Below are 23,333 nucleotides of genomic sequence, written 5' to 3'. Positions count from 1 at the left end.
GATGGCGGTCAGAAGCTGAAGCCCAGCCGCAGGTGCAGCCGCAGTTGCTTGGCCTGCACGCCATAGGCCACGTCGGCCTGCAGCGGCCCCACGGGGCTGCGCCAGCGCAGGCCGGCGCCCACGCCCACGCGCGGGTCCAGGTCGCCCGCGCGGTCGGCCACGGCGCCGGCATCGATGAACATGGCGGTTTCGAAATCGGTGCGGTTGCCGCGGAACTCGATCGGCCGCTGCCATTCGGCGCTGGCCACGGTCAGGTAGCGGCCGCCATACAGCTGGCCGTTGGAGGTGCGCGCCCCGATCTCGCGGTAGCCGTAGCCGCGCACCGTGGTGTCGCCCCCGGTCAGGAACAGCGTGGTCACCGGGATCTCGGCCGCGCGGCGCGCAAGCACTGCGCCGCCTTCGGCGCGCAGGGCCAGCCGGCTGGTGCGGGTGACGCCTTCGCCCATGTCCACGCGGCCCATGGGGTAGAACGACTGCCACCGCAGGTAGGCCCGCACGAACGGGTCGCGCTCGGGCCGCAGCGTGGTGCCCACGCCCAACTCCGCGGCCAGGCCGAAGCCCCGCGTGGGATTGGTGGTGTTGTTGAAGTAGCGGCCCGTCCAGCCGTAGTTGGCACTGATGGCCGCGCTGGAGGGGGGCGCGTCCGTGCCCTGGCTCTTGGCGGTGTCGTGCTGCAGGAAATAGCTGCGGTCGATGTGGTCGGTGCTCTTGCTGCGGCCGCCCCGCAGGCGGCTGCTGTTGACCTCGTAGTCGCCCGTGGTCTCGCGCTGCACCTGCGCGCCGGTGAACCAGCGCCAGCCGTCCTCGCCGGGCAGGTCGGTCCAGTCGGTGGACAGCAGCTTGTTCTTGCGGTCCACCGAGACCTTGCTGACGGCGCGCCAGCCGATGCCGGGCAACTGGTTGTGGATGTGGTCCACGCTCAGCCGCGGGCCGCTGTCGGTCGACAGGCCCACGCCGAACACCACCTTCTGCAGGGGTGCCTCGCGCACCTGGGCCACCACGGGCGCGGCCTGCGGGTCGGTGCCGTCGGTTTCCAGCGAGAGGAACACGGCGTCGTAGTAGCCGCTGCTGGCCAGCCGCATCTGCGCATCGAGCAACTGGGCTTCGCTGTAGTCGGCGCCCGTGGGCAGCCGGGCGATGCGGCGCGCACCGTCGGCGCTGTAGCGCTCGCCGCCCTGCACGCGCAGCGCGCCGAAGCGGTAGGGCGGTCCGGGGTCGTAGGTCACGCCCAGCTGGGCTTCGTTGCGGTCGGCGTCGATTTCCGCGCGGCTCTTGGCGATGCTGGCGGTGGGATAGCGGGTGGCCTGCAATTGGCGCAGGCCCTGGGATTTGGCGCCGTCCCAGGCGTCCTGCGTGAAGGGCTGGCCGGGTGCGAGCGACCAGCTGCGCTGCACGCGCGCGCGTCGGTTGGCGAACTGGGGCGAATCGGCCTCGGCGCCGGTGAAATCGATGTCGGCGCGGGCCACGCGGGTCTGCGGGCCGGGCTCCACCTCCACGGTGATGGTGCGCGGCGCGCCGGTGGCGCCGGGCGTCTCCTGCATCGTGATGGTGAGCGTGGGGCTGAAATAGCCCAGGGTGCCGAGCAACTCTCGCGCGTTGGACTCGGCCGCGCCCAGCAGGCGGGTGATCTCGCTCGACTGCAGGTCGGGCAGCTGGCGAAAGCGCTGCAGCTCCATGTGCCGCGTGAGGTATTCGCGCACGGCATCGGGTGCGCGCACTTCGAGCGAGAACGCATCGGGCCCGGTGCCGGCACCGGCATCGGACTGGATGGTGTTGTTGTCCACCGTGCCTTCCTTGGCGCCCGGCAGCAGGCTGCAGCCCTGCAGGGCCACCAGGCTCGAAAGCAGCAACGCCGGCCACAAGGCCGGCGTCGGAAATCGTCTCGAAGAATGCGTTGCGGGGAGGGACACGTAGAAGAGGGCTTTGTGGGGCTGGAAGGGAGTGCTGCCAGGCCGTCGCATCCGGGGTGCGCAACGGCAATTGGGGGCACTATGGCCTGAAAAACGCACCGCCGCTGTCAGACAGCGGCGCGCGCTGGGTGGTCCCGGCGGTCAGGCGGTCACTTGGACAGCAGCCGCATGGTTTCTTCCAGGCCCTTGAGCGACAGCGGGTACATGCGCTGGCCCACGATCTGCTGGATGATGCCGATGCTTTGCCGGTACTGCCACACACCCTGCGGCTCGGGGTTGATCCAGGCGAACCGAGGAAAGGCATGGATCAGGCGCTGCAGCCACTCGGCGCCGGCCTCTTCGTTGTCGTATTCCACGCTGCCGCCGGGCTGCAGGATCTCATAGGGGCTCATGGTGGCATCGCCCACGAAGATGAGCTTGTAGTCCTTGTTGTACTTGCGGATGATGTCCCAGGTCGGAAACTTCTCGGCGAAGCGGCGGCGGTTGTTCTTCCACATGAAGTCGTATACGCAGTTGTGGAAGTAATAGAACTCCAGGTGCTTGAACTCCGTCTTCACCGCGGAAAAGAGCTCTTCCACGCGCTGCACGTGCTCGTCCATGGTGCCGCCCACGTCCATGAGCAGCAGCACCTTCACGTTGTTGTGGCGCTCGGGGACCATCTTGATGTCCAGGTAGCCCGCATTCGCCGCCGTGCTGCGGATGGTGTCCGGCAGATCCAGCTCCATCTCGTGCCCTTCGCGAGCGAACTTGCGCAGCCGCCGCAGCGCCACCTTGATGTTGCGCGTGCCCAGTTCCTGCGTGTCGTCGTAGTCCTTGTAGGCACGCTGGTCCCACACCTTCACGGCGCTCTTGTTCTTGCCGGCGCCGCCGATGCGCACGCCCTGCGGGTTGTAGCCGCCGTGGCCGAACGGGCTGGTGCCGCCCGTGCCGATCCACTTGTTGCCGCCCTCGTGGCGCTCCTTCTGCTCTTCCAGGCGCTTCTTGAGCATCTCCATCAGCTCGTCCCAGCCCATCTTCTCGATGGCGGCCTTCTGCTCGGGCGTGAGCTCGCGCTCCAGGATCTTGCGCAGCCAGTCGGCAGGGATGTCCTTGCGGAAGTCGGCCACCATCTCCACGCCCTTGAAGTAGGCGCCGAAAGCCCGGTCGAACTTGTCGAAGTGCTTCTCGTCCTTCACGAGCACGGTGCGCGCGAGGTGGTAGAAGTCGTCCAGGCTCCAGGCGTCGTCCGAGTTCGGGCCCACCACGCCGGCCTGCAGGGCCTCCAGAAGGGTGAGGTATTCCTTCACCGACACCGGCAACTGGCCGGCGCGCAGGGTGTAGAAGAAGTCGATCAGCATGGGTTGAAGCCTTTTAGCCCTCTGGCGCTTATTCCACTAGGGCGTGCTGCTGCAAAAGGTATAGCAACTGGGCTTTGGCTTCCGGCCATTCGCCCGAGCGCATGCTGTACATCACCGTGTCGCGGATGGTGCCGTCGCGGCGCAGCGCGTGGCCGCGCAGCACGCCGTCTTTTTTTGCGCCCAGGCGCTCGATGGCGCGCTGCGAGGCGAAGTTGTAGTTGTCGGTGCGCCAGCCCACCACGTGGCAGCCCAGCGTGTCGAAGGCGTGGCCCAGCAGCAGCAGCTTGCACGTGGTGTTGACATGCGTGCGCTGCACACTCTTGGCATACCAGGTGAAGCCGATCTCCACGCGCTTCACAGCCGGCACGATGTCGTGGTAGCTGCTGGTGCCCAGCACTTTGCCGGTGTCTTCCTGCACCACGGCGAAGGCGAAGCGGTGGCCTTGCTCGCGGCCGGCCAGGGCGGCCTCGATGTAGGCGCGCACGTCCTGCGGCTCGGGGACGGAGGTGATGCGCAGCGTCCAAAGCGCGCCATCGGTGGCCGCGGCGCGCAGGCCCTCTTCATGCGACAGCGCGAGGGGCTCCAGGCGGATGCCGCGATCGCGCAGGGTGACGGGTTCGACGAAAGCCATGGAAAGAATCACTCCTTGTCGCTGGGTGCGCGGCTGGCGCGCCAGCGCCGTGCCGCCTGCAGGCCGAAGCCGCCGCCCAGGCCCACGAGGGCGATGCCCGCGAGGCTGGACGGGCCGTAGCCCGAGGTGAAGATGTCGAAGCCCAGCAGGCGGCCGATCCAGTAGCCCGCGAGCGCTCCGCCCACGAAGCCCACGGCGTCGGACAGGCCTTCCATCAGCAGGCGGCGTGCGCTGCTCATCTCGGGCCCTTCATCGGTTGCGCTGGTTCATGAAGACCAGCTTCTCGAACAGGCCCACGTCCTGTTCGTTCTTGAGCAGGGCACCCACCAGCGGCGGCACGGAGACCTTTTGGTCGGCGCTTTGCAGGGCTTCGAGCGGAATGTCTTCGGCCACGAGCAGCTTGAGCCAGTCGATGAGTTCGCTGGTGGACGGCTTCTTCTTGAGGCCCGGCAGGCCGCGCACGTCGTAGAACGTCTTCATCGCCACGGCGAGCAGTTCGGCCTTGAGCGTGGGAAAGTGCACGTCGACGATCTTGCGCATCGTCTCGGCTTCGGGGAACTTGATGTAGTGGAAGAAGCAGCGGCGCAGGAACGCGTCGGGCAGCTCTTTTTCGTTGTTGGACGTGATGAAGACCAGCGGCCGGTGCTTGGCGCGGATGAGTTCGCGCGTCTCGTAGCAGTAGAACTCCATGCGATCGATCTCGCGCAGCAGGTCGTTCGGGAATTCGATGTCGGCCTTGTCGATCTCGTCGATCAGCAGCGCCACAGGCTGGTCCGCGGTGAAGGCCTGCCACAGCACGCCCTGCACGATGTAGTTGCGGATGTCCTTCACGCGCTCGCTGCTGTCGGCATCGCCCAACTGGCTGTCGCGCAGGCGGCTCACGGCGTCGTATTCGTACAGCCCCTGCTGCGCCTTGGTGGTGGACTTGATGTGCCACTGCAGGAGCGGCATGCCCAGCTCGCGCGAGACCTCTTCGGCCAGCATGGTCTTGCCGGTGCCGGGCTCGCCCTTGACGAGCAGCGGGCGCTGCAAGGTGATGGCCGCATTCACTGCGAGCATCAGGTCCTGGGTGGCAACGTAACTCTGTGAGCCTTGGAATTTCATGGGCCGTAAATAGGGTAATCGTTGATAAAAGGCCTGGAAAGGCGCTGGCTATAATCGTTTTCTGCCCGAGCACCGACAAACTTCCACGAGATTGTGCGCGCAAAATGAACAAGAAGTTGACCACGATATTTGCCCTGGCTGTCGCTTGCGTGACCGCGGTTTCGCAGGCCCAGGAGACCAAGGGCGATGCCAAGGCGGGCCAGGGCAAGGTCGCCATGTGCATCGGTTGCCACGGCATTCCGGGCTACCAGGCCAGCTTTCCCGAAGTGCACAAGGTGCCCATGATTTCGGGGCAGGGCGAGCGCTACATCGCTGCGGCCCTGAACGCCTACAAGAAGGGCGACCGCAAGCACCCGACGATGCGCGGCATTGCCGACTCGCTCACCGACCAGGACATCGCCGATGTGTCCGCGTACTACGCGGCCCAGGTGCGCGAGGGCGCCAACCTGCCGGCCAAGCCCACGCGCGAGCCGAGCGTGCAGGTGGCGCAGCTGCTGCAAAAGGGCGCGTGCGTGTCCTGCCACGGCGATAACTTCGCCAAGCCCATCGATCCGTCGTATCCCAAGATTTCAGGCCAGCATGCGGACTATCTGTTCGTGGCGCTCAAGGCCTACAAGGCCGACCCGAACAACGCGCACCTGGGCCGCTCCAACGCCATCATGGCGGGCATTGCCAAGCAGTTCACGAATGCCGAGCTGAAGGCGCTGGCGGGCTACATCGGTTCGCTCGACGGCGAGCTGCAGGTGGTGCCGCAGTCGCGTTTTCGCTGACCGTCGCGCGTCGGGGCCTCGCCCCGCGGCTGTCCATCCCAACCCGCCTTCTGGCGGGTTTTTCTTTGGCTGGAAGATGGCTCAGGCCATGCCCCGGGGCGGGTGCGCAGCAGGGCCGATGGAGGTCCGGATCGGCGTGGAGGGGCGTTATATTTTGGTGTGCCCTGTCTTTCGTTCCATCCCATCAACGCATCTCCATGAGGCCAACGCATGAGCATTTCCGTCGCCAATCGCCCAATACAGAATTCCTCTGCCCTGTCGGAGTCGGGCCGGCTGGCCCTGGCTTTCGTGGATGGCGGGCTGCAATGGCTGGACTGGGCCATCGCTTCGCCCGGGGCCCATTACCACTTCCCCGATGAGACCGCCCTGCTGGATGGCACGCAGAAAGGCCTGCACGGGTCTCCCATGGCGCTGCTGCCCCGCTTGGGGCTGGCGGTCAGCCCGGTCAAGCTGATGACGCTGGGATTGAGCGACCTTCGCACCCTGGCGCTTGCCGAAGCCGGCGATGCCAGCCCTGCAGTGGTCGCGCAGGTCCAGCGCGTCCTGCAAGAGCATCGGCTGCTCACCGCCGCGGACCTGCGCAATGCGCAGGCGTTCCTGGCCTCGCTGGGCGTGGCGGGGGCCCCGGTGTTCCAGTGCATCGATTTCATGGACTGGGTGGCGCTGTGCGAATTGCCGGGCGGATCCTTTGGCGGGCCCGCGCCCTCGCAGCCGCTGCAGTCGGAGGCCGCGACATTCGGCGTGGATCAGGCGCGCACGCCCCGCGAGTTCGCCGACTACTACCGCGTCTATTTGCACCTGGCGGCCCATCTGCCCGAACTTGCGCAGGCGTCCGCGGCACAACGCAGCGAGGTGGCGCAAGCGGCGCTGTACGCCTTGCTGCCGGCACTTCTCGGCGCGCTCGATGGTCCGGTGCTGAGTGCGGTGCCGACGGCGCCGGCGGAGGTGCGGATGGCGGTGCACAGCTGGCTGGCAATGGGCAGGCGCATCGGCTTTTCCCGGCCGTCCGAGGGCGTTCGGTGCATTGTCGAGGGCACCAAGTACCGGGGTGAGACCGGCGCGGCGGCCGCGCGGATCGTCGACACGGCCCTTCAGCAGGCGATGGCGGTGCTGGCCGCGAATGACCTGCGGTCGGCGCGGCTGGGCCAGGACGGGGCGACGATGACCGTCCCGGCCGGGTCCGAGAACGCGCAGATTGAACTGCAGGTGTCCAGCGCAGGCCTTGTTTCTCTGAAGCGCCTGGGCGCCGCCGCATAGCCGGCGCTGCAGGCCCGTCCGGCGCCTGGCGGCCCCTCACTCGCGCGGGGACAGGTCCAGAAGTTCCAGCGGTGCCGGCCGGCCGAAGTGGTAGCCCTGGGCCTGGGCGCAGCCCATGGCGCGCAATTGGCGGGCCTCGCCCTCGGTTTCCACGCCCTCGGCCACCACGGCCACGCCGAACCCCTTGGCGATGTGGAGCACGGCGGTCACGATGGCCGCGTCCTGGGGCGAGTGCAGCAGGTTGCGCACGAAGCGCTGGTCGATCTTCAGGCAGTCGAACGGCAGCCGGCTCAGATACGCCAGCGAGGAATACCCCGTACCGAAATCATCGATGGCGATCTTCACGCCCAGCGCGCGGATGGCGGCCAGGCGCGCCTGCGTCACGCCGTCGTCTTCGATCAGCACCGATTCGGTCAGCTCCAGCGTGAGGTGGTCCGGCGGAAGTCTGCTGTCGCGCAGCACCTGCTGCAGCGTGGCGGGAAAGTCCGACTGGATGAGCTGGCGCGCGGACACGTTCACATGGATGTCGAATCCCTCCGGCAGACGGGGCAACTGGTCCGCGATGGCCTGCGTGGCCGCGCGCAGCACCCAGTCGCCCAGGGCCAGGATGAGGTCGGATTCCTCGGCGATGGGAATGAACGTGCCGGGCGGCACCAGCCCGCGCGTGGGGCTGTTCCATCGCACCAGGGCTTCCGCCCCTGTGACGCGCCCGCTGGCCAGGTCGATCACGGGCTGGTAGTGCACGAGGAACTGGCCTTTTTCCAGCGCCTGGCGCAGTTCGATGGCGAGCCGCGTGCGCTCCATCGACTGCTCGACCATGCAGGGCTCGAACACCACGCACTGGTTGCGGCCGCGCCGCTTGGCCTCGCCCAGCGCGATGCTGCCGTTGCGCAGCCATTCCGCCAGATGCTCGCCCGCCAGCGAGCCCGCGACCACGCCCACCGAGGCATTGAGCATGACCTCGTCCGCCCCCACGGAAAACGGGGTGGAGAACAGGCCCAGCACGGCCTTGCCGATGGTGTCTTCCGCCACCGCGTGCCCGTCCAGGTGCAGCAGCGCGAATTCGTCGCCGCCCAGCCGGGCCATCAGCACGGTGGCTGGCAGGTGCTGGCGCATGCGCTCCGCGATGGCCTGCATCAGCCGGTCGCCGGTGCCGAAGCCCACGCTGTCGTTGATGGCGCGAAACGCATCCAGCCCCACCAGGCTCAGCACGGCCCAGCGCGGGGATTTCCAGTCGGCTTTCTCCAGCAGGCCGCGCCGGGTGAGCAGGCGGGTGAGGGGGTCGCTCAGCAACTGCTCGCGCATCTGCTGGAAGGACTGGCGCAGCCGGTCGGCCATCTGGTTGAAGGCCTGGATGAGCGTCGTGGTCTCGCGCAGTGCGCTGGTGTGCGGCAGCAGGCCCGGTTCCCAGTCGCCGCGCGACAGGCGGTTGGCGGCGTCGGCCGTGAGCAGGATGGGGCGCGCCACGCGCTGCACCGCCCACAGCCCCAGCAGCAGCCCGAGCAGGGCGATGCCGCTCGCCGCCAGAATGGAGCGGCGGCTGATGACGCGCGTGTCGCCCAGCAGGTCGGATTCTGGGAGCAGCACGACGATGCGCCAGTCGATGCCGGGCTGCTGCGTGAACGGGGTCACGCGGGCGAAGTAGCGTTCGCCGTTGTGCGCGAACTGAAAGTCGATGCCCGCATCGGAGCGGGCGTGGGGCAGGGCGGCGGCGGCGGCGCGAATGGGCGCGCTGGCGCTCCGGCCGGCGGTGAGCCGCTCCCGCTCTCCGCCGCGCGGGGCGGGCTGCTCCGACAGCACCGAGCCGCCCTCGGACTGCGCCACCAGCCGCTGCTCCGTGTCCAGGATGAAGATGTGGCCGTTCCCGCGCAAGGGGTCGTCCCGCAGGAACTGGTTGAGCGTGTCCAGGCGCACATCGGCCTCCATCACGCCCACCATCTGGCCGCTGGCGATCACGGCGGAGGCGGCCGAGATGGTCACATCGGCGCGCTCTCCTGCCGTGGTGTAGATCGGCGACCAGCCCGCGCGCCCGGACCGGGCCACGGGCACATACCAGGGCCGGATGCGCGGGTCGTAGCCGCGGAACGAGGCAGACACCGCGTCGGGCGTGCCGCTCTGGTACACGTGCATCAGGCCCTCGGTGGAGCGGTCCTTGAGGATGAGCCGAAAGCCGTCCGCTTCGCGGCGCATGCCGGTGTATTCGCCGTCGCGGCTGCCGAAGCTCAGCAGGCTGATCTGCCGCTCGTCGCGGTACAGGGCGTCGAACACGGCGCGCAGGTGTTCGTGGATGGGCCGCATGTCGCCCGGCTGGTACAGGCCGTGGCGGCCGATCGCATCGGCGATGTCGCGCTGGATCTCGAAGGGCCGGGAGAGAAAGCGCGACAGCCGGTCCCGGGCGGTGAGCGTCACGGCGTCCAGCAGCCGCACGCTTTCCTGGTCGATCAGGTGGCCGATCTGCCGCTGCTGCGTGAAGGCATGCAATGCCACGGTAGCCGCGAACAGCACGGCGAACGGGACGGCAATTGCGGTGCGCAGCGAAATCTGCCACCGGCGCATGTCAGGCCCCCTGGTCGGGTGCGAGGGCACCGCGGGTGCGTGGGCACCGTGCACGGTGCGGCCTGGCCCGAGGAGCTGCCGCGGCGGCGGGCGACGCTGCCAGCCGGTCAGCGATCTGGAGGGCGGTTCTGGACATGGCGGCGTGCGGCAGGCGGTGAGCCCTCAGTCCCGGGTGGCGCGCCGCTGCACGCAGGCGACATATGCATCGCCATCGGGCGGGCGGCCGGAACGCTGGCTTTCCCACAGCATCTGTCCCAGGCATTCCATGGCGGCATGGTGCGCATCGAGCAGCGAGTCCTTGCGGGCGGCCAGCAGTTCGACCGCCTGGCGGATGCCGCGGGGCTGGTCGATGCTGCACTGCTCGCTGATCGACAGGTGCATGGACAGATGCAGGAAGGGGTTGGTGCGGTCCGGCGTCTCGTCGTAGTTGCGGGCCAGGGCTGCATCGACATCGGCCAGATCGGCGTGGTATTCGGGGTGCTCTGCGATCCACAGGCTGGCCAGGGTCTCGATGGCTTCCATGGGCTGGCCGGCCTGGGATTTGGCGTACACGGCGCAGAAAAAGCGCCGCACATCGGCTTGGGACGGATTGAACATGGCAGCCAGCGTAGCACGGGCAAAGCGGGTTTCAGGCAGGGGTTGCACGGGAGGAAACCGTGCATTCCGGCATGCGGTGCGCCGCTGCGCCCCGCATCGCCGGCGCGGCCGGCCGCAAGCTGTCAGAAGGTCTCCCAGTCGTCGGAGTTGTGCTTGCCGCCTGCTGCGGGCGTTGCTGCGGCGGCGGCGGCGGGGGGCGCGGCGATGGCGCGGGGCTTCGGGGCGGGGGCCGTGGGGGCCGCGGGGGCCGCGGGGGCCTTGCCCGCCGGCGCTTTGGCGGCGGGAGCCGACAGCCGGGAGGGCGCGGTCTTGGGCGTGGGCCGGGCTGCTGTGGCCGCCTGTGCGGGCAAGGCGGCCGTCGGGCGAACCGGCGCCGAGGCAGGCGGGGCCATTACCGCAGGGCGCGGCGCTGCCATGCCGCTGCCGGGGGCCAGCTTGAATACGGCCACGGCCTGCACCAGTTGGTCCGCCTGCACGCGCAAGCCCGAGGCTGCGGCCGCGCTTTGCTCGACCAGGGCGGCGTTCTGCTGGGTGGCCTGGTCCATCTGCACCACGGCTTCGCCGACCTGGGCGACGCCATCGCTCTGCTCGCGGCTGGCCGCGCTGATCTCGCCCACGATGGCGGTCACTCGGCGGATGGAGGTCACCACCTCCTGCATGGTGGCACCGGCCTGGTCCACCAGGGCCGTGCCCTGTTCCACGCGCTCCACGCTGGCGCTGATGAGGTTCTTGATTTCCTTGGCGGCATCGGCCGAGCGTCCGGCCAGGCTGCGCACCTCGCTGGCCACCACGGCAAAGCCGCGGCCCTGCTCGCCCGCGCGGGCGGCTTCCACGGCGGCGTTGAGCGCCAGGATGTTGGTCTGGAAGGCAATGCCGTCGATCACGGAGATGATGTCCGAGATCTTGCGCGAGCTGTCGTTGATGCCCTTCATGGTGTCCACCACCTGGTTGACCACCTCGCCGCCCTTCACCGCGACGTCGCTCGCGTCCTGCGCGAGCTGGTTGGCCTGGCGGGCGTTGTCGGCGTTCTGGCGCACGGTGCTGCCCAGCTGCTCCATCGAGGCGGCGGTCTCTTCCAGGGCCGAGGCCTGCTGCTCGGTGCGCTGGCTCAGGTCGTTGTTGCCCTGGGCGATCTCCGCGCTGGCGGTGGCCACGCTCTCGGCATTGCCGCGCACGGTGCCCACGGTCTGCACCAGGTTGCTCTGCATGCGCTGCAAGGCGGTCAGCAGGGCGCCGGTTTCGTCCCGGGATTGCGCCACGATCGGGACGCTCAGGTTGCCGTCGGCCACGCGGTCGGCGGCGTCCACGGCGTCCTGCAAGGGGGCCGTGACGGAGCGGGTGATGAAGAAGGCGAAGACCGCGCCGATCAGCGCGGCGATGAGTGCCACGGCCCAGACGATCATGCGGGCGCTGAGATACGCTGCGTGGGCTGCCGCGCCGCCGTCCCGCATGTTCTTTTCTTCCAGTTCCACCATCTTCTTCAAGGTGGCCAGGTACGTGCCCTGGATGGCATAGCGCGGGCCGAACAGCAGTTGCTGGCCCTCCTCGTTCTTGTTCTGGATGCCGAGCGCCGCCACGTCCTGACTGAAAGCGATGTAAGTCGCGCTCTGGGTCTTGATGTCCTGGATGAGCGCCCGCTCTTCCGCGGTTTCGGCCAGCTTCTCCAGCGTGCCGATCAACGTGCCGATCGAGGCCACGTTCTTGTCCAGTGCCGCCTTGTTGGGCGCCATGGCCTTTTCATCCGCCAGGATGATCAGGTTGCGCACCAGGCGTGCCGTATCCATCGTGAGGTACGAAAGCTGCTGGCTGGCCGCCGCTTTCGGATAAAGGTCGTTGATGAGTTGCTGCGAGGCTTCGTCCTGGTCAGCCAGCCGGTACAGGCTCATGCCGGTGATGATGGCCATGAGCAGGAGCACCACGCCGAAGCCGAGGCCCAGGCGCACGCCCAGTTTGAGATTTTTCATGGAAGGGACTTCCTGGAAACGACAGAGGGGGGAGTGGCGACAGCAGTCTGCCTATTTGTCATTAATCGTAACCACTAATTGCGAGTGGCCCGGGGCGCGGTTTCTTTTTTGGGGGCTTCGCGGGCGGGCTGTGGGAAAAATTCCACAGCGGCCCGCCGGTCAGCGGCGCGTGCCCAGCGTGCGCGAAATGGCTTCGGCCGCCTTGAGCAGGGCCGGCAGCAGTTCGGCCTGCATCATCTCGGCGCTGGTCCGGTTGGCCTGCCCGCTGATGTTGAGCGCCGCCACCGTCTCCCCGGCCCGGTTGCGCAGCGGCGCGGCGACCGAGATCAGGCCCTCTTCCAGCTCCTGGTTGATCAGGCACCAGCCCTGCGCACGGGCCTGTCGCACGGCAGCGAGCAGGGCGTCGTCGTCCAGCAGGGTGTGGGGCGTGAGCCGCTGGCGCGGCACCCTCGGCAGCAGGGCGGCCACGTCGGCGTCGGGCTGGCCGGCCAGCAGCACGCGGCCCATCGACGTCCAGAAGGCGGGCAGGCGCGAGCCCACGCCCAGGTTGGTGCTCATGATCTTGTGGGTGTGCACGCGCAGCACGTAGACGATGTCGCTGCCGTCCAGCACGGCGGCCGAGCAGGATTCGTGCACCTGATCCACCAGCGCTTCCATCGTCGGCTCGGCCAGATCCCAGATCGGCATGGACGACAGGTAGGCAAAGCCCAGGTCCAGGATGCGCGGGGTCAGCCGGAACAGCCGCCCATCGCTTTCCACATACCCCAGCGTCTGCAAGGTGAGCAGGATGCGCCGCGCCCCGGCGCGCGTGAGGCCCGTGCGGGCGGCCACTTCGCTCAGCGTCTGCTGCGGCGCGGTGGCGCTGAACGAGCGGATCACCTCCAGCCCACGGGCGAACGACTGCACATAGCTGTCGCCCGGCCTAGGGTTATCACCAGTCTCCGCGGGGGTATCGCTCATAAGCATTTGGTCCTAAAATTCATTATACGAACATTTGTTCTATATGCGAACAAAAACCCGGCCGCTCTGGCGGGACCCGAATTCTCACCTTTAGGCTTCTCCTTTCCCCATGATCAACAAGATTGCGGATTCCGTGGCCCAGGCCCTGTCGGGCATTCAGGATGGCACCACCGTGCTGATCGGCGGCTTCGGCACCGCCGGCATTCCCGGCGAATTGATCGACGGGCTGATCGAGCAGGGCGCGCGCGACCTCACCGTGGTCAACAACAACGCCGGCAATGCCGACGTGGGCCTGGCCGCGCTGCTCAAGGCCGGGCGGGTGCGCAAGATCATCTGCAGCTTTCCCCGCCAGGTAGACAGCCACGTATTCGACGGCCTGTACCGCTCCGGCCAGCTGGAGCTGGAACTGGTCCCCCAGGGCAATCTGGCCGAGCGCCTGCGGGCGGCCGGGGCCGGCATCGGCGCCTTCTTCTGTCCCACGGGCTACGGCACGGAGCTGGCCAAAGGCAAGGAGACGCGCGAGATCGGCGGCAAGCAGTACGTGCTGGAGTACCCCATCCAGGGCGACGTGGCGCTGATCAAGGCCGAGCGGGGCGACCGCTGGGGCAACCTCACCTACCGCATGTCTGCCCGCAACTTCGGCCCCGTCATGGCCACCGCCGCGCGGCGCACCGTGGCCACGGTGCACGAGGTGGTGGAGTTGGGTGCGCTCGACCCCGAGGCCGTCGTCACGCCTGGCATCTACGTGAGCCACGTGGTGCGGATCGACCGCGTGGCCACCCAGGCCGGCGGCTTCAAGAAGTCAGCATGAAAATGGCCCCCAGCGCAACAGGAGCTAGCGTGAGCAGCTATCAAAAAAGAAGCAAAGACGAACTGGCCGCCCGCGTGGCGCAGGACATCCACGACGGTGCCTACGTCAACCTGGGCATCGGCCAGCCCACGCTGGTGGCCAATCACATTCCGCCGGGCCGCGAAGTCATCCTGCAAAGCGAGAACGGCATCCTGGGCATGGGCCCGGCGCCGGCCGCGGGCGACGAGGACTACGACCTCATCAACGCCGGAAAGCAACCCGTCACGCTGCTGGCGGGCGGTGCGTACTTCCACCATGCCGACAGCTTCGCCATGATGCGCGGCGGCCACCTGGACATCTGCGTGCTGGGCGCTTTCCAGGTCAGCGCCACGGGCGATCTGGCCAACTGGAGCACGGGCGAGCCCGGCGCCATCCCCGCCGTGGGCGGCGCCATGGACCTGGCCATCGGTGCCAAGCAGACCTGGGTGATGATGGACCTGCTCACCAAGCAGGGCCAGTCCAAGGTCGTGCCCCAATGCACCTACCCGCTGACCGGCATCGGCTGCGTCAAGCGCATCTACAGCGACCTGGCCACGCTGGCCTGCACGCCCGAGGGGCTGGTGCTGATCGATGCCGTGCCGGGCCTCGACCCTGCCGAACTCGAACGCCTCGTGGGCCTGCCCATCCGGCCATCGCACGCCTGACCCCGGCTGCCGCGGCGCCTTTACCGACACACACCCTGGAGACAAAGACCATGACGCAAGCCTTCATCTGCGACGCCATCCGCACGCCTTTCGGCCGTTACGGCGGTGCCCTGTCCAGCGTGCGCACCGACGACCTGGGCGCCATCCCGCTCAAGGCGCTGATGGCCCGCAACCCGACCGTGGACTGGGCCGCCGTGGTGGACGTGCTCTACGGATGCGCCAACCAGGCCGGCGAAGACAACCGCAACGTCGCCCGCATGTCCGCGCTGCTGGCCGGCCTGCCGATCGACGTGCCCGGCGCCACCATCAACCGCCTGTGCGGCTCGGGCCTGGACGCCGTGGGCACGGCCGCGCGCGCCATCAAGTCCGGCGAGGCGGGCCTCATGATCGCCGGCGGCGTGGAGAGCATGAGCCGCGCCCCCTTCGTGATGCCGAAGGCCGAAACCGCTTTCAGCCGCGCCAATGCGGTGTATGACACCACCATCGGCTGGCGCTTCGTCAACAAGCTCATGAAGGCGCAGTACGGTGTGGATTCGATGCCCGAGACGGCCGAGAACGTGGCCGACGACTACGGCATCGAGCGCGAAGCACAGGACCGCATGGCCCTCGCCAGCCAGCGCAAGGCCGTGGCCGCCCAGCAGGCCGGCCATCTGGCACGCGAGATCACGCCCGTGCAGGTGCCGCAGAAGAAGGGCGAGCCCGTCACCGTGGACCAGGACGAGCACCCGCGCGAGACCAGCCTGGAAGCGCTGGCCAAGCTCAAGCCCGTGGTGCGCGAAGGCGGCACGGTGACGGCCGGCAACGCCAGCGGCGTGAACGACGGCGCCTGCGCGCTGCTGCTGGCCGATGAGGCGAGCGCCGCCCGGCACGGCCTCACGCCGAAGGCCCGCGTGGTCGGCATGGCCACGGCCGGCGTGGCCCCGCGCGTGATGGGCATCGGTCCCGCACCGGCCACGCAGAAGGTGTTGCAGCTGACGGGCCTCACGCTCGATCAGCTCGATGTGATCGAACTCAACGAGGCCTTCGCCGCGCAAGGCATCGCCGTGCTGCGCCAACTGGGCCTGCAGGACGACGACGCGCGCGTGAACGCCTGGGGCGGCGCCATCGCGCTGGGCCATCCGCTAGGCGCCAGTGGCGCGCGCCTGGCCACCACGGCCGTGAACCGCCTGCATGCCACGGGGGGGCGCTACGCGCTGGCCACCATGTGCATCGGCGTGGGGCAGGGCATCGCCGTGGTGCTTGAACGCGTCTGATCGGCCCGCTGCCAAACCCCAGTAAATCAAGCCCGTGTCCACCGCCACCCTCCATACCCCCGCCGGCGCCTTCCGCGTGCGCCTCGACGGTCCCGAAGGCGCACCCGTGCTGGTGCTGTCCAACTCCCTGGGCACCACCCTGGAGATGTGGGACGCGCAAGCCGCGCGCTTCGCCACCACGCACCGCGTGCTGCGCTACGACACGCGCGGCCACGGCGCGAGCGTGGCCTCACCCGGCCCGTACACGGTCGACCAGCTGGGCAGCGACGTGCTGGCGCTGCTCGATGCGCTGGCCATCGAGCGCGCCAGCTTCTGCGGCATCTCGATGGGCGGCCTCACCGGCCTGTGGCTGGGCGTGAATGCCCCCGCGCGGCTGAACCACCTGGTGGTGGCCAACAGCGCCGCGAAGATCGGCACGGCCGAGGGCTGGACATCGCGCGCCGCGCTGGTCCGCGAGAAGGGCACGGCGGCCATGGCCGAACTGGCCGCATCGTCGCCCAGCCGCTGGTTCACCGATGCCTTCGTGGCTGCGCAGCCCGCCTTGGTGCAGCGCGCCCAGGGCTGGATCGCCGGCATGGCCCCCGAGGGCTATGCCGCCTGCTGCGAGGCCCTGGCCCAGGCCGACCTGCGCAGCGCCATCCGTGCCATCAGCGTGTCCACGCTGCTGATCGCCGGCAGCGCCGACCCCGTGACCACGGTGGCCGATGCGCAGGCCATGCAGGCCGTCATCGCGGGCGCGCAGTTGGCCGAAGTGCCGGCATCGCACCTGTCCAACCTGGAAGCGCCGGCCGCGTTCGACGCCGCGCTGGCCGCGTTCCTGGCGCGCTGAGGTCCTGGGCGCAATCAAGGAGACCGCATGGACCCGCAGCCCACCAACCCCCGCTGGCAGCATCGGCCCGCCGGCTCCACCTGGGGCGACTTCGGCCCGCATGACCAGCTGGGCCGCCTGAACCTGCTCACGCCCGAAAAGGTGCGCCAGGGCGTGGCCGAAGTGCAAGAGGGCCTGGCCTTCGCGCTGAGCCTGCCGCTGGACTATCCCGGCGGCAACGCCCTCAATCCCAATCGCCAGCCGCCCGTGCTGCGGCCGTTGCTGCGCAAGGGGCTGGTCAACTTCAACTGCCTGCTGGGTGCGCTGGAGCCGGGCCGCACCGACGTGCTGTCGGACGACCTGGCCATCCTGCACCTGCAGTACTCCACGCAGTGGGATGGCCTGGCGCACGCGGGCTCGATGTTCGACGCCAATGGCGACGGACTGCCCGAAGCGCTGTACTACAACGGCTACGCCGCCGGCCGCGACATCGTGGGGCCGGATGACGTGCGCGATGCCGGCGTGCCCGCCGCGCCGGGCGCGGCCACCAGCACCTCGGCCGCGCATGCGCTGGGCATCGAGGGCATGGCCCGCACGGGCGTGCAGGGGCGCGGCGTGATGATCGATCTGCGCGCGCACCTGGGCGATGCCCGCACCGTGGTCGGCTACGACACACTGATGCGCGTGCTGGAGGCCGACCGCGTGGCGGTGGAGCCGGGCGACATCGTGTGCCTGCACACGGGCTTTGCCGACGTGGTGCTGGGCATGCGCCGGCACCCCGATCCGGCCGTGCTGGCGGACCGCTGCGCCGTGCTGGACGGGCGCGACGACAGGCTGCTGCAGTGGATCACCGACAGCCAGCTCGCCGCCATCGCCGCCGACAACTACGCCGTGGAGGCCTTCCCCGCCAAGGCGGGCCCGGCCTGCTGCGCCGCGCTGCCGCTGCACGAGCACTGCCTGTTCAAGCTGGGCGTGCACCTGGGCGAGCTGTGGCACCTGACGCCGCTGACCGCGTGGCTGCGCGCGCGCCACCGCTCGCGATTCCTGCTGACGGCGCCGCCGTTGAATTTGCCCGGGGCCATCGCCTCGCCCGTGACGCCGGTCGCCACCGTCTGAAGCCCTGACCGTCACCCCGTTCCGCGCAGTGCGCACTGCGCGGAAATCCATCCCCTGAAGCCGGTTGACCGGCGTTTGCAATGTGCCGGACCGCCGTGCACACGGAGACTGTTGTGCCTTTCATCATCGAGACCTTCGACAAGCCCGATCACCAGCACGTGCGCCAGGCCACGCGGGCCGCGCACCTGGCGTTCCTCGACCAGCACAAGGCCCTGCTGCTGGCCTGCGGCGCCAAGCTGGCCGACGACGGCAAGGATCTGGGAGGCGGCCTCTACGTGGTGGCGATCGACTCGCGCGAAGAGGCCCAGCGCTTCATCGAATCCGACCCGTTCCATGCCGCCGGCCTGTTCGAGCGCGTCACGCTCACGCGCTGGCGCAAGGCCTACGTCGACGGCCAGAGCTACCTGTAGCCCCCACGCGCCCCCGCACTCCCTGAAGAAGAAAGACCTTCCATGACCACTGCACCCGCACGCGAGCGCGTTCTCATCACCGGCGGTGGCGCCGGCATCGGCGCGGCCACGGCCGAGCGCTGCCGCGCCGACGGCTACGAGCCCGTCATCATCGACCGCTCAGTCGCCCACGTGCCCGGCGGCATCCAGGCCGACCTGTCCGACACCGCCGACACCGCGCGGGCCCTGCAGCAAGCGCTGGCGGGCGGGCCCATCACGCGCCTGGTCAACAACGTGGGCATCGTGGTGCCTGCCGAAGCCGCGGATCAGACGCTGGAGCAATTCGACCTCGCCGTGGCGCTGAACCTGCGCTGCGCGCTGCAGTGCATGCAGGCGCTGCTGCCGGGCATGCAGGCGGCGGGCTTCGGGCGCATCGTGAACATGTCCTCGCGCGCCGCATTGGGCAAGGAACTGCGCACCGCGTATTCGGCCACCAAGGCCGGCCTGATCGGCATGACGCGCGTGTGGGCGCTGGAGCTGGGCCGCCACGGCGTGACGGCCAACGCCATCGGCCCGGGCCCCATCCGCACCGAGCTGTTCGACCGCGCCAACCCGCCCGATGCGCCGCGCACCAAAGCCATCATCGACTCGGTGCCCGTCAAGCGCGTGGGCACGCCGGACGACGTGGCGCATGCCGTGTCGTATCTGCTCGACGCGCGCAGCGGCTTCGTCACCGGCCAGGTCTTGTACGTCTGCGGTGGCATGACCGTGGGCGTGGCCGGGGTCTAGCGCTTGCCTCCCGCGTTTTCTCAAAACCTCACAACACCAAAGAGACAATTTCCATGTCGAAAATCACCGCCTTCTTCACCGAACTGATGCGGCGCTACCTGCCCGATCCGTTCGTCTTCGCGATCATGCTCACGCTGCTGACCATGGCGCTTGCCTTCGGGGTGGAAAACCGCCCCATCAACGCCGTGGTGCAGGACTGGGGCAAGGGCTTCTGGAGCCTGCTGGCCTTCACCACGCAGATGGCGGTGATCCTGGTGATGGGCTACGTGCTGGCGGCCGCGCCCATCGTGGACCGCTTTCTCGACCGCATCGCCTCGCACGTGCACACGCCGCGCCAGGCCATCATCGTCGCCACCATCGTGGGCTGCGTGGGCAGCTACCTCAACTGGGGCTTCGGCCTGGTGATCGGCGGCATCATGGCGCGCAAGCTGGCACTCAAGGTCAAGGGCGTGCACTACCCGCTCATCATCGCGGCGGCATACACGGGCTTCACCATGTACAGCCTGGGTTTCTCGGCCACCATCCCTGTGCTCATCTCCACCAAGGGCCACGCGTTCGAAAGCACCATGGGGCTGATCCCGCTCACGCAGACGATCTTCTCCGCGCCCATCCTGCTGACCAGCCTGGCCGTGCTGATCGCGCTGCCGCTGCTCAACGCCACCATGCACCCCAAGAAGGGCGAGCCGGTCGTGGAACTGGACCCGGCCACCGTGGCCGACACCAAGCCCGCCAGTGCCGAACACCTGCTGGGCGACGAGAAGACGCTGGCCTGGCGCCTGAACAACAGCCGCGTGCTGAGCCTGCTGATCGGCCTGTGCGGCATGGCGTACGTGGCCATGCACTTCATCCAGGGCGGCAACCTCGACCTGAACATGATCAACTTCTTCATCCTGTTCCTCGGGGTGCTGCTGCTGGGCACGCCGATGAAGTATGTGGAGAAGGTCAACGAAGGCGTGAAGACCATCGGCGGGATCATCCTGCAGTTCCCGTTCTACGCCGGCATCATGGCCATCATGCACGGCTCGGGCCTGGTGGAGTCCATCGCGCACGTGTTCGTGAGCGTCTCCACCGCCGACACGCTGCCGCTGTGGGGCCTGGTGAGTTCGTTCGTCATCAACTTCTTCGCGCCTTCGGGCGGCGGGCACTGGGTGCTGCAGGGCCCGTTCATGATCAACGCGGCCACCACGCTGGGCGCCTCGCAGGCGCAGACCGCCATGTCGGTGATGCTGGGCAACGGCTGGAACGATCTGGTGCAGCCGTTCTGGATCCTGCCGGCGCTGGCGCTGTCCAAGCTCAAGCTGAAAGACATCATGGGCTACACGGTGGTCTCCATGCTGCTGGTCGGCGCGATCTATGCCGTGACCATGCTGGTCTGGCCGCACCTGTGACCGCAGGCGCCTCTCTTTTCTTCCCTTTCCATCCCTTTTCGTTTTCAAGGAGCAACCGATGCTGTTCATGGCTGAAATGACGGTGAACATCCCGTCCACGCTGGCCCCCGAAGTGGCCGACGAGATCAAGCGCAAGGAGAAGGAATATTCGCAGCAGCTGCAGCAGGGCGGGAAGTGGCGCCACCTGTGGCGCGTCGTCGGCGAATACGCCAACGTGAGCATCTTCGACGTCGCCAACAATGACGAGCTGCACACGATCCTGAGCGGCATGCCGCTGTTCCCCTACATGCAGATCAAGGTGACGCCGCTGGCCAATCACCCGTCGTCCATCGTGCAGGAATAACGGCGTTGGCCGCTGCGCCCCGCTGGCGGGCGCCGCACCCGCCACGCGCCCCGCTTTTCATCCCCATAAAGAGATCCGAGGAAACAACATGACTTCCGTCCGCCCAAGCCTTCGCTTCGCCGCCCATCGCCGCACCCTGCTGGCCGCCGCCCTGACCGTGGCCGCCACCGCTGCGGTGCCCACCGCGTTCGCGCAGGCGTTCCCCAACAAGCCCATCACCATCATCGTGCCCTTCGCAGCCGGCGGCACCACCGACATCCTGGCGCGCGTGATCGGCCAGGGCCTGTCCGCGGAGCTGGGCCAGTCGGTGGTGGTGGACAACCGCGCCGGCGCCGGCGGCAACATCGGCGGCCAGATGGCCGCGCGTGCGCCGGCCGACGGCTACACGCTCTTCATGGGCACGGTGGGCACGCACGCCATCAACGCCGCGCTCTACAAGAAGATGCCGTTCGATCCGGTGAAGGACTTCGCGCCGCTCACGCGCGTGGCCAACGTGCCCAACCTGCTGGTGGCCAACCCCAACCAGCCCTACAAGACGGTGCAGGAACTGATCGCCTATGCCAAGGCCAACCCCGGCAAGGTGAACTTCGGCTCGTCCGGCAGCGGCAGCTCCATCCACCTGTCGGGCGAGCTGTTCAAGAGCATGGCCAAGGTGGACATGCAGCACGTGCCGTACAAGGGCAGCGCACCGGCCGTGACCGACCTGCTGGGCAACCAGATCGGCATCATGTTCGACAACATGCCCTCGGCCATCCAGCACGTGCGCTCGGGCAAGCTGCGCCCCATCGCCGTGACCACGGCCAAGCGCTCGCCCGAGCTGCCCGACGTGCCCACCATCGCCGAAGCCGGCGTGTCGGGCTACGAGGCCACGTCGTGGTTCGGCATGTTCGCGCCCGCCGGCACGCCCGCGCCTATCGTGGCGCAATTGAACAAGGCGCTGGTCAAGGTGCTGTCGCAGCCTGAGACGAAGAAGAAGCTGGCCGACCAGGGCGCCGAGCCGGTGAGCGAGACGCCCGAGCAGTTCGCCGCCTTCATCCAGGCCGAAAGTGCCAAGTGGGGCAAGGTCGTGAAGGAGTCCGGTGCCAGCGTGGATTGATTTGCTATATTTTTGATAGCTATATGCCCTAGTGGAATTTGCGCTGGTGGCATTTTTCATGCCGGTGCCGGCCGCTTGAATCGCAGGCGCCGGCGCCGACTCAGCAGAACGCCTGGCGCTGCGCCTTGAGCGCATCGCGGTCGATGCTGGCGTGCAGCAGTGCCATGTCGTTCGCGTCCACGCCGTGGCCGGCAAAGTGCTGCGGCCACCGGTCCACGGTGCGTGCCACGGCCTGGATGAGTTCGATGGCCCGGGCGCGCGGGATGCCGAACTCGCTCAGGTCCGTCAGCGCGTTGTCCAACGTGGATTCGGCGCCGTGCCGGCCGACCACCATGGCCTGGTAGCCCATGTTCTGCAGCGTGGGCACCACGTCGAACGCGGGCGACAGCTCGTAGTACCCGTCCCAGCCCAGCCGCAGGCAGTGGTTGCGCTCGTGGTCGTCCGTGTTGTCCATGAGGATGTTGAACACCATGCGCTGGAACAGCTCTTCGCGCTGGGCTTTCTGCCGGTCCGGATGGGCCTGGCGCCGCAGCACGGTGGCCAGCGCCCCGTAGCTTTCCGCAAGGCCCGCCGCCGCCAGCGCCGTCCGGGCCGAGAGGCAATGCAGCCGCAGGGTCTGCCCGCCGATGTCGAGCCGGTCGAAGCGCTCGATGGTCAGCGCATGGCGCCGCTTGCCGTGCGCGTGCCGCCAGCGTCATGGTGGCGTGTTCGATCAGCGGCGTGTCCACGGCGTCGTCCCATTCGCTGAACTTGACCACGCAGGAGCCTTTGTCGGTCTGTAGCAGTGCCTTGGGCCGTGCGCCGCCCAGCGTGACGCCGGGCTGCACCAGGCGCTGGATGTCCGGCGTGATGGGTGCTTGCGTCTGCACGTCTTCCACGGCCTGCGCCAGCGAGGCCAGATCGCGCAGCTGCGGATAGGGCCCGATGCGCCGGGGCACGTAGCGCTCGGCGGAGGTGGAGATGCCCAAGGCACCGAAACGGTCGTCCCCGGCGAACAGCAGCATCTCCAAAATCGACAGGCGCGCGGGCCGGTCGATGTGGCGGATGATGCGCTCGCCCCACCGGTCGGGCCGCGCATCGTCGATGGCGCCGGGGGCGGTGTCCTTGTGCCCTGCGCTGAAGGTCTGGCCCGCGATGAGCGGCAGGTCTTCGCTCAGCGCGAATTCCCACCAGTCCGCGGCGTAGGTGAAGGTGGCACAGTTGGGCACCAGCGGCGACAGGGCCACGGAGCCCGTCAGCACGGGGGCGGCCGGGTTGACCAGGGTCCAGACGCAGAGCGTGTCCTGCGGCGCGTAGGTACGGGGCGTGACCCCTCCTGGCAGCGTCATGGCCGCTCTTTCTTGATGCCGGCGATCAGGGCGGCCAGGCCTGAAGCGGCATTGGGCAGAAATCGCTCAGCTCGCCGTTTTTCTTCAGCGAAATCCCGCAGGGCTTTTTCGATCTCCATGACCCGTCCTGAATGAGGTTGACACCTTTCTGTTCATCAGAAAGGAAAGTCAAGTGGATCAATGGGTTAAGAGAACGCAGAAGGACTACACACTGGCCTTTAAGCTGGCGGTGGTGGATCAGGT

Annotated in this window: 23 protein-coding genes and 1 pseudogene; 12 read left to right on the top strand and 12 right to left on the bottom strand. The window is 68.3% G+C overall.

From position 1 onward, the window contains the following. Window positions 1-8: 8 nt before the first annotated feature. From AVMA1855_RS20005 to AVMA1855_RS19985, 5 genes are all read right to left on the bottom strand, one after another. On the bottom strand, window positions 9-1,961 hold the full coding sequence (locus AVMA1855_RS20005; protein ID WP_502870354.1) for an autotransporter assembly complex protein TamA: 1,953 nt from the start codon (window positions 1,959-1,961) through the stop codon (window positions 9-11). 98 nt (window positions 1,962-2,059) lie between these two features. Continuing rightward, a complete protein-coding gene (locus AVMA1855_RS20000) occupies window positions 2,060-3,247 on the bottom strand; it encodes a vWA domain-containing protein (RefSeq protein WP_284427039.1) in 1,188 nt (395 codons plus the stop codon). 28 nt (window positions 3,248-3,275) lie between these two features. Beyond that, window positions 3,276-3,878 carry a GNAT family N-acetyltransferase gene (locus tag AVMA1855_RS19995; RefSeq protein WP_284427038.1) on the bottom strand — a complete coding sequence of 201 codons (603 nt, stop codon included), beginning with the start codon at window positions 3,876-3,878 and terminating at the stop codon, window positions 3,276-3,278. An 8-nt stretch (window positions 3,879-3,886) separates the two neighbouring features. Beyond that, entirely contained in the window at window positions 3,887-4,117 is a 231-nt protein-coding gene (locus AVMA1855_RS19990) for a hypothetical protein (RefSeq protein ID WP_284427037.1), read from the bottom strand. Window positions 4,118-4,127: 10 nt separating this feature from the next. Beyond that, window positions 4,128-4,982 carry an AAA family ATPase gene (locus AVMA1855_RS19985; protein WP_284427036.1) on the bottom strand — a complete coding sequence of 285 codons (855 nt, stop codon included), beginning with the start codon at window positions 4,980-4,982 and terminating at the stop codon, window positions 4,128-4,130. A 104-nt stretch (window positions 4,983-5,086) separates the two neighbouring features. On the opposite strand from AVMA1855_RS19985, the gene AVMA1855_RS19980 reads away from it, so the two are divergent. Together AVMA1855_RS19980 and AVMA1855_RS19975 are read left to right on the top strand one after the other, a co-directional pair. Next, window positions 5,087-5,752, top strand: a complete 666-nt coding sequence (locus tag AVMA1855_RS19980; protein ID WP_284427035.1) for a c-type cytochrome — start codon at window positions 5,087-5,089, stop codon at window positions 5,750-5,752. 210 nt (window positions 5,753-5,962) lie between these two features. Further along, window positions 5,963-7,009 (top strand): hypothetical protein, encoded by a 1,047-nt coding sequence (locus AVMA1855_RS19975; protein ID WP_284427034.1) that lies wholly within the window; start codon window positions 5,963-5,965, stop codon window positions 7,007-7,009. 36 nt (window positions 7,010-7,045) lie between these two features. On the opposite strand, the gene AVMA1855_RS19970 is transcribed toward AVMA1855_RS19975, so the two are convergent. The 4 genes from AVMA1855_RS19970 to AVMA1855_RS19955 form a co-directional block, all read right to left on the bottom strand. Further along, window positions 7,046-9,565: a bifunctional diguanylate cyclase/phosphodiesterase gene (locus AVMA1855_RS19970; RefSeq protein ID WP_284427033.1), complete on the bottom strand. Its 2,520-nt coding sequence runs from the start codon at window positions 9,563-9,565 to the stop codon at window positions 7,046-7,048. Between the two features lie 162 nt (window positions 9,566-9,727). After that, window positions 9,728-10,162, bottom strand: coding sequence for a DUF1841 family protein (locus tag AVMA1855_RS19965; RefSeq protein ID WP_284393307.1), 435 nt, complete (start codon window positions 10,160-10,162; stop codon window positions 9,728-9,730). A gap of 122 nt (window positions 10,163-10,284) precedes the next feature. Further along, entirely contained in the window at window positions 10,285-12,126 is a 1,842-nt protein-coding gene (locus tag AVMA1855_RS19960; RefSeq protein WP_284427032.1) for a methyl-accepting chemotaxis protein, read from the bottom strand. Window positions 12,127-12,285: 159 nt separating this feature from the next. Then, the gene (locus AVMA1855_RS19955) at window positions 12,286-13,086 is read right to left on the bottom strand and encodes an IclR family transcriptional regulator domain-containing protein (RefSeq protein ID WP_284427031.1); all 801 of its coding nucleotides are present in this window, start codon (window positions 13,084-13,086) and stop codon (window positions 12,286-12,288) included. Window positions 13,087-13,195: 109 nt separating this feature from the next. Between AVMA1855_RS19955 and AVMA1855_RS19950 the strand changes: the two genes are divergently transcribed. The 10 genes from AVMA1855_RS19950 to AVMA1855_RS19905 all read left to right on the top strand — a co-directional run bounded on the left by AVMA1855_RS19950 (window position 13,196) and on the right by AVMA1855_RS19905 (window position 21,762). Continuing rightward, window positions 13,196-13,897, top strand: a complete 702-nt coding sequence (locus tag AVMA1855_RS19950; RefSeq protein WP_284427030.1) for a 3-oxoacid CoA-transferase subunit A — start codon at window positions 13,196-13,198, stop codon at window positions 13,895-13,897. A gap of 29 nt (window positions 13,898-13,926) precedes the next feature. Next, a complete protein-coding gene (locus AVMA1855_RS19945) occupies window positions 13,927-14,580 on the top strand; it encodes a 3-oxoacid CoA-transferase subunit B (RefSeq protein ID WP_284427029.1) in 654 nt (217 codons plus the stop codon). A 50-nt stretch (window positions 14,581-14,630) separates the two neighbouring features. Beyond that, window positions 14,631-15,833, top strand: a complete 1,203-nt coding sequence (gene pcaF / locus AVMA1855_RS19940; RefSeq protein WP_284427028.1) for a 3-oxoadipyl-CoA thiolase — start codon at window positions 14,631-14,633, stop codon at window positions 15,831-15,833. 34 nt (window positions 15,834-15,867) lie between these two features. Then, window positions 15,868-16,662 (top strand): 3-oxoadipate enol-lactonase, encoded by a 795-nt coding sequence (gene pcaD / locus AVMA1855_RS19935; protein ID WP_284427027.1) that lies wholly within the window; start codon window positions 15,868-15,870, stop codon window positions 16,660-16,662. A gap of 27 nt (window positions 16,663-16,689) precedes the next feature. Then, complete coding sequence (locus tag AVMA1855_RS19930) at window positions 16,690-17,757, top strand: cyclase family protein (RefSeq protein WP_284427026.1); 1,068 nt, start codon at window positions 16,690-16,692, stop codon at window positions 17,755-17,757. A 113-nt stretch (window positions 17,758-17,870) separates the two neighbouring features. Then, window positions 17,871-18,167: a YciI family protein gene (locus AVMA1855_RS19925; RefSeq protein WP_284405379.1), complete on the top strand. Its 297-nt coding sequence runs from the start codon at window positions 17,871-17,873 to the stop codon at window positions 18,165-18,167. Between the two features lie 42 nt (window positions 18,168-18,209). After that, window positions 18,210-18,935, top strand: a complete 726-nt coding sequence (locus AVMA1855_RS19920) for an SDR family oxidoreductase (RefSeq protein WP_284427025.1) — start codon at window positions 18,210-18,212, stop codon at window positions 18,933-18,935. Between the two features lie 53 nt (window positions 18,936-18,988). Next, window positions 18,989-20,323 carry a short-chain fatty acid transporter gene (locus tag AVMA1855_RS19915; RefSeq protein WP_272565053.1) on the top strand — a complete coding sequence of 445 codons (1,335 nt, stop codon included), beginning with the start codon at window positions 18,989-18,991 and terminating at the stop codon, window positions 20,321-20,323. A 58-nt stretch (window positions 20,324-20,381) separates the two neighbouring features. Continuing rightward, a complete protein-coding gene (gene catC, locus AVMA1855_RS19910) occupies window positions 20,382-20,666 on the top strand; it encodes a muconolactone Delta-isomerase (RefSeq protein ID WP_284427024.1) in 285 nt (94 codons plus the stop codon). An 88-nt stretch (window positions 20,667-20,754) separates the two neighbouring features. Then, window positions 20,755-21,762: a tripartite tricarboxylate transporter substrate binding protein gene (locus tag AVMA1855_RS19905; RefSeq protein ID WP_284427023.1), complete on the top strand. Its 1,008-nt coding sequence runs from the start codon at window positions 20,755-20,757 to the stop codon at window positions 21,760-21,762. A gap of 100 nt (window positions 21,763-21,862) precedes the next feature. On the opposite strand, the gene AVMA1855_RS19900 is transcribed toward AVMA1855_RS19905, so the two are convergent. The 3 genes and pseudogenes from AVMA1855_RS19900 to AVMA1855_RS19890 all read right to left on the bottom strand — a co-directional run bounded on the left by AVMA1855_RS19900 (window position 21,863) and on the right by AVMA1855_RS19890 (window position 23,209). Next, a complete protein-coding gene (locus tag AVMA1855_RS19900; protein ID WP_349817124.1) occupies window positions 21,863-22,375 on the bottom strand; it encodes a HipA domain-containing protein in 513 nt (170 codons plus the stop codon). 406 nt (window positions 22,376-22,781) lie between these two features. Beyond that, window positions 22,782-23,090, bottom strand: a pseudogene (locus AVMA1855_RS19895) (type II toxin-antitoxin system HipA family toxin); the annotation flags it as partial. After that, window positions 23,087-23,209, bottom strand: coding sequence for a hypothetical protein (locus AVMA1855_RS19890; protein ID WP_284427022.1), 123 nt, complete (start codon window positions 23,207-23,209; stop codon window positions 23,087-23,089). The pseudogene AVMA1855_RS19895 and the gene AVMA1855_RS19890, both read right to left, overlap by 4 nt. Window positions 23,210-23,333: the final 124 nt, after the last annotated feature.

The organism is Acidovorax sp. SUPP1855, from assembly GCF_030158955.1.
Classification (GTDB): domain Bacteria; phylum Pseudomonadota; class Gammaproteobacteria; order Burkholderiales; family Burkholderiaceae_C; genus Paracidovorax.
The sequence above is the reverse complement of the archived record's forward strand: the minus strand, read 5'-3'. Positions and strand labels throughout refer to the sequence as shown.

Bases quoted from the DNA above. Each gene is read 5' to 3' on its own strand.
- pcaF (WP_284427028.1), top strand. From the start codon at position 14,631: ATGACGCAAGCCTTCATCTGCGACGCCATCCGCACGCCTTTCGGCCGT.
- AVMA1855_RS20005 (WP_502870354.1), bottom strand. From the start codon at position 1,961: ATGCGACGGCCTGGCAGCACTCCCTTCCAGCCCCACAAAGCCCTCTTC.
- AVMA1855_RS19970 (WP_284427033.1), bottom strand. From the start codon at position 9,565: ATGCGCCGGTGGCAGATTTCGCTGCGCACCGCAATTGCCGTCCCGTTC.
- AVMA1855_RS19965 (WP_284393307.1), bottom strand. From the start codon at position 10,162: ATGTTCAATCCGTCCCAAGCCGATGTGCGGCGCTTTTTCTGCGCCGTG.
- AVMA1855_RS20000 (WP_284427039.1), bottom strand. From the start codon at position 3,247: ATGCTGATCGACTTCTTCTACACCCTGCGCGCCGGCCAGTTGCCGGTG.
- AVMA1855_RS19950 (WP_284427030.1), top strand. From the start codon at position 13,196: ATGATCAACAAGATTGCGGATTCCGTGGCCCAGGCCCTGTCGGGCATT.
- catC (WP_284427024.1), top strand. From the start codon at position 20,382: ATGCTGTTCATGGCTGAAATGACGGTGAACATCCCGTCCACGCTGGCC.
- AVMA1855_RS19905 (WP_284427023.1), top strand. From the start codon at position 20,755: ATGACTTCCGTCCGCCCAAGCCTTCGCTTCGCCGCCCATCGCCGCACC.
- AVMA1855_RS19920 (WP_284427025.1), top strand. From the start codon at position 18,210: ATGACCACTGCACCCGCACGCGAGCGCGTTCTCATCACCGGCGGTGGC.
- AVMA1855_RS19995 (WP_284427038.1), bottom strand. From the start codon at position 3,878: ATGGCTTTCGTCGAACCCGTCACCCTGCGCGATCGCGGCATCCGCCTG.
- AVMA1855_RS19990 (WP_284427037.1), bottom strand. From the start codon at position 4,117: ATGAGCAGCGCACGCCGCCTGCTGATGGAAGGCCTGTCCGACGCCGTG.
- AVMA1855_RS19955 (WP_284427031.1), bottom strand. From the start codon at position 13,086: ATGAGCGATACCCCCGCGGAGACTGGTGATAACCCTAGGCCGGGCGAC.
- AVMA1855_RS19985 (WP_284427036.1), bottom strand. From the start codon at position 4,982: ATGAAATTCCAAGGCTCACAGAGTTACGTTGCCACCCAGGACCTGATG.
- AVMA1855_RS19960 (WP_284427032.1), bottom strand. From the start codon at position 12,126: ATGAAAAATCTCAAACTGGGCGTGCGCCTGGGCCTCGGCTTCGGCGTG.
- AVMA1855_RS19890 (WP_284427022.1), bottom strand. From the start codon at position 23,209: ATGGAGATCGAAAAAGCCCTGCGGGATTTCGCTGAAGAAAAACGGCGA.
- AVMA1855_RS19975 (WP_284427034.1), top strand. From the start codon at position 5,963: ATGAGCATTTCCGTCGCCAATCGCCCAATACAGAATTCCTCTGCCCTG.
- AVMA1855_RS19930 (WP_284427026.1), top strand. From the start codon at position 16,690: ATGGACCCGCAGCCCACCAACCCCCGCTGGCAGCATCGGCCCGCCGGC.
- AVMA1855_RS19980 (WP_284427035.1), top strand. From the start codon at position 5,087: ATGAACAAGAAGTTGACCACGATATTTGCCCTGGCTGTCGCTTGCGTG.
- AVMA1855_RS19915 (WP_272565053.1), top strand. From the start codon at position 18,989: ATGTCGAAAATCACCGCCTTCTTCACCGAACTGATGCGGCGCTACCTG.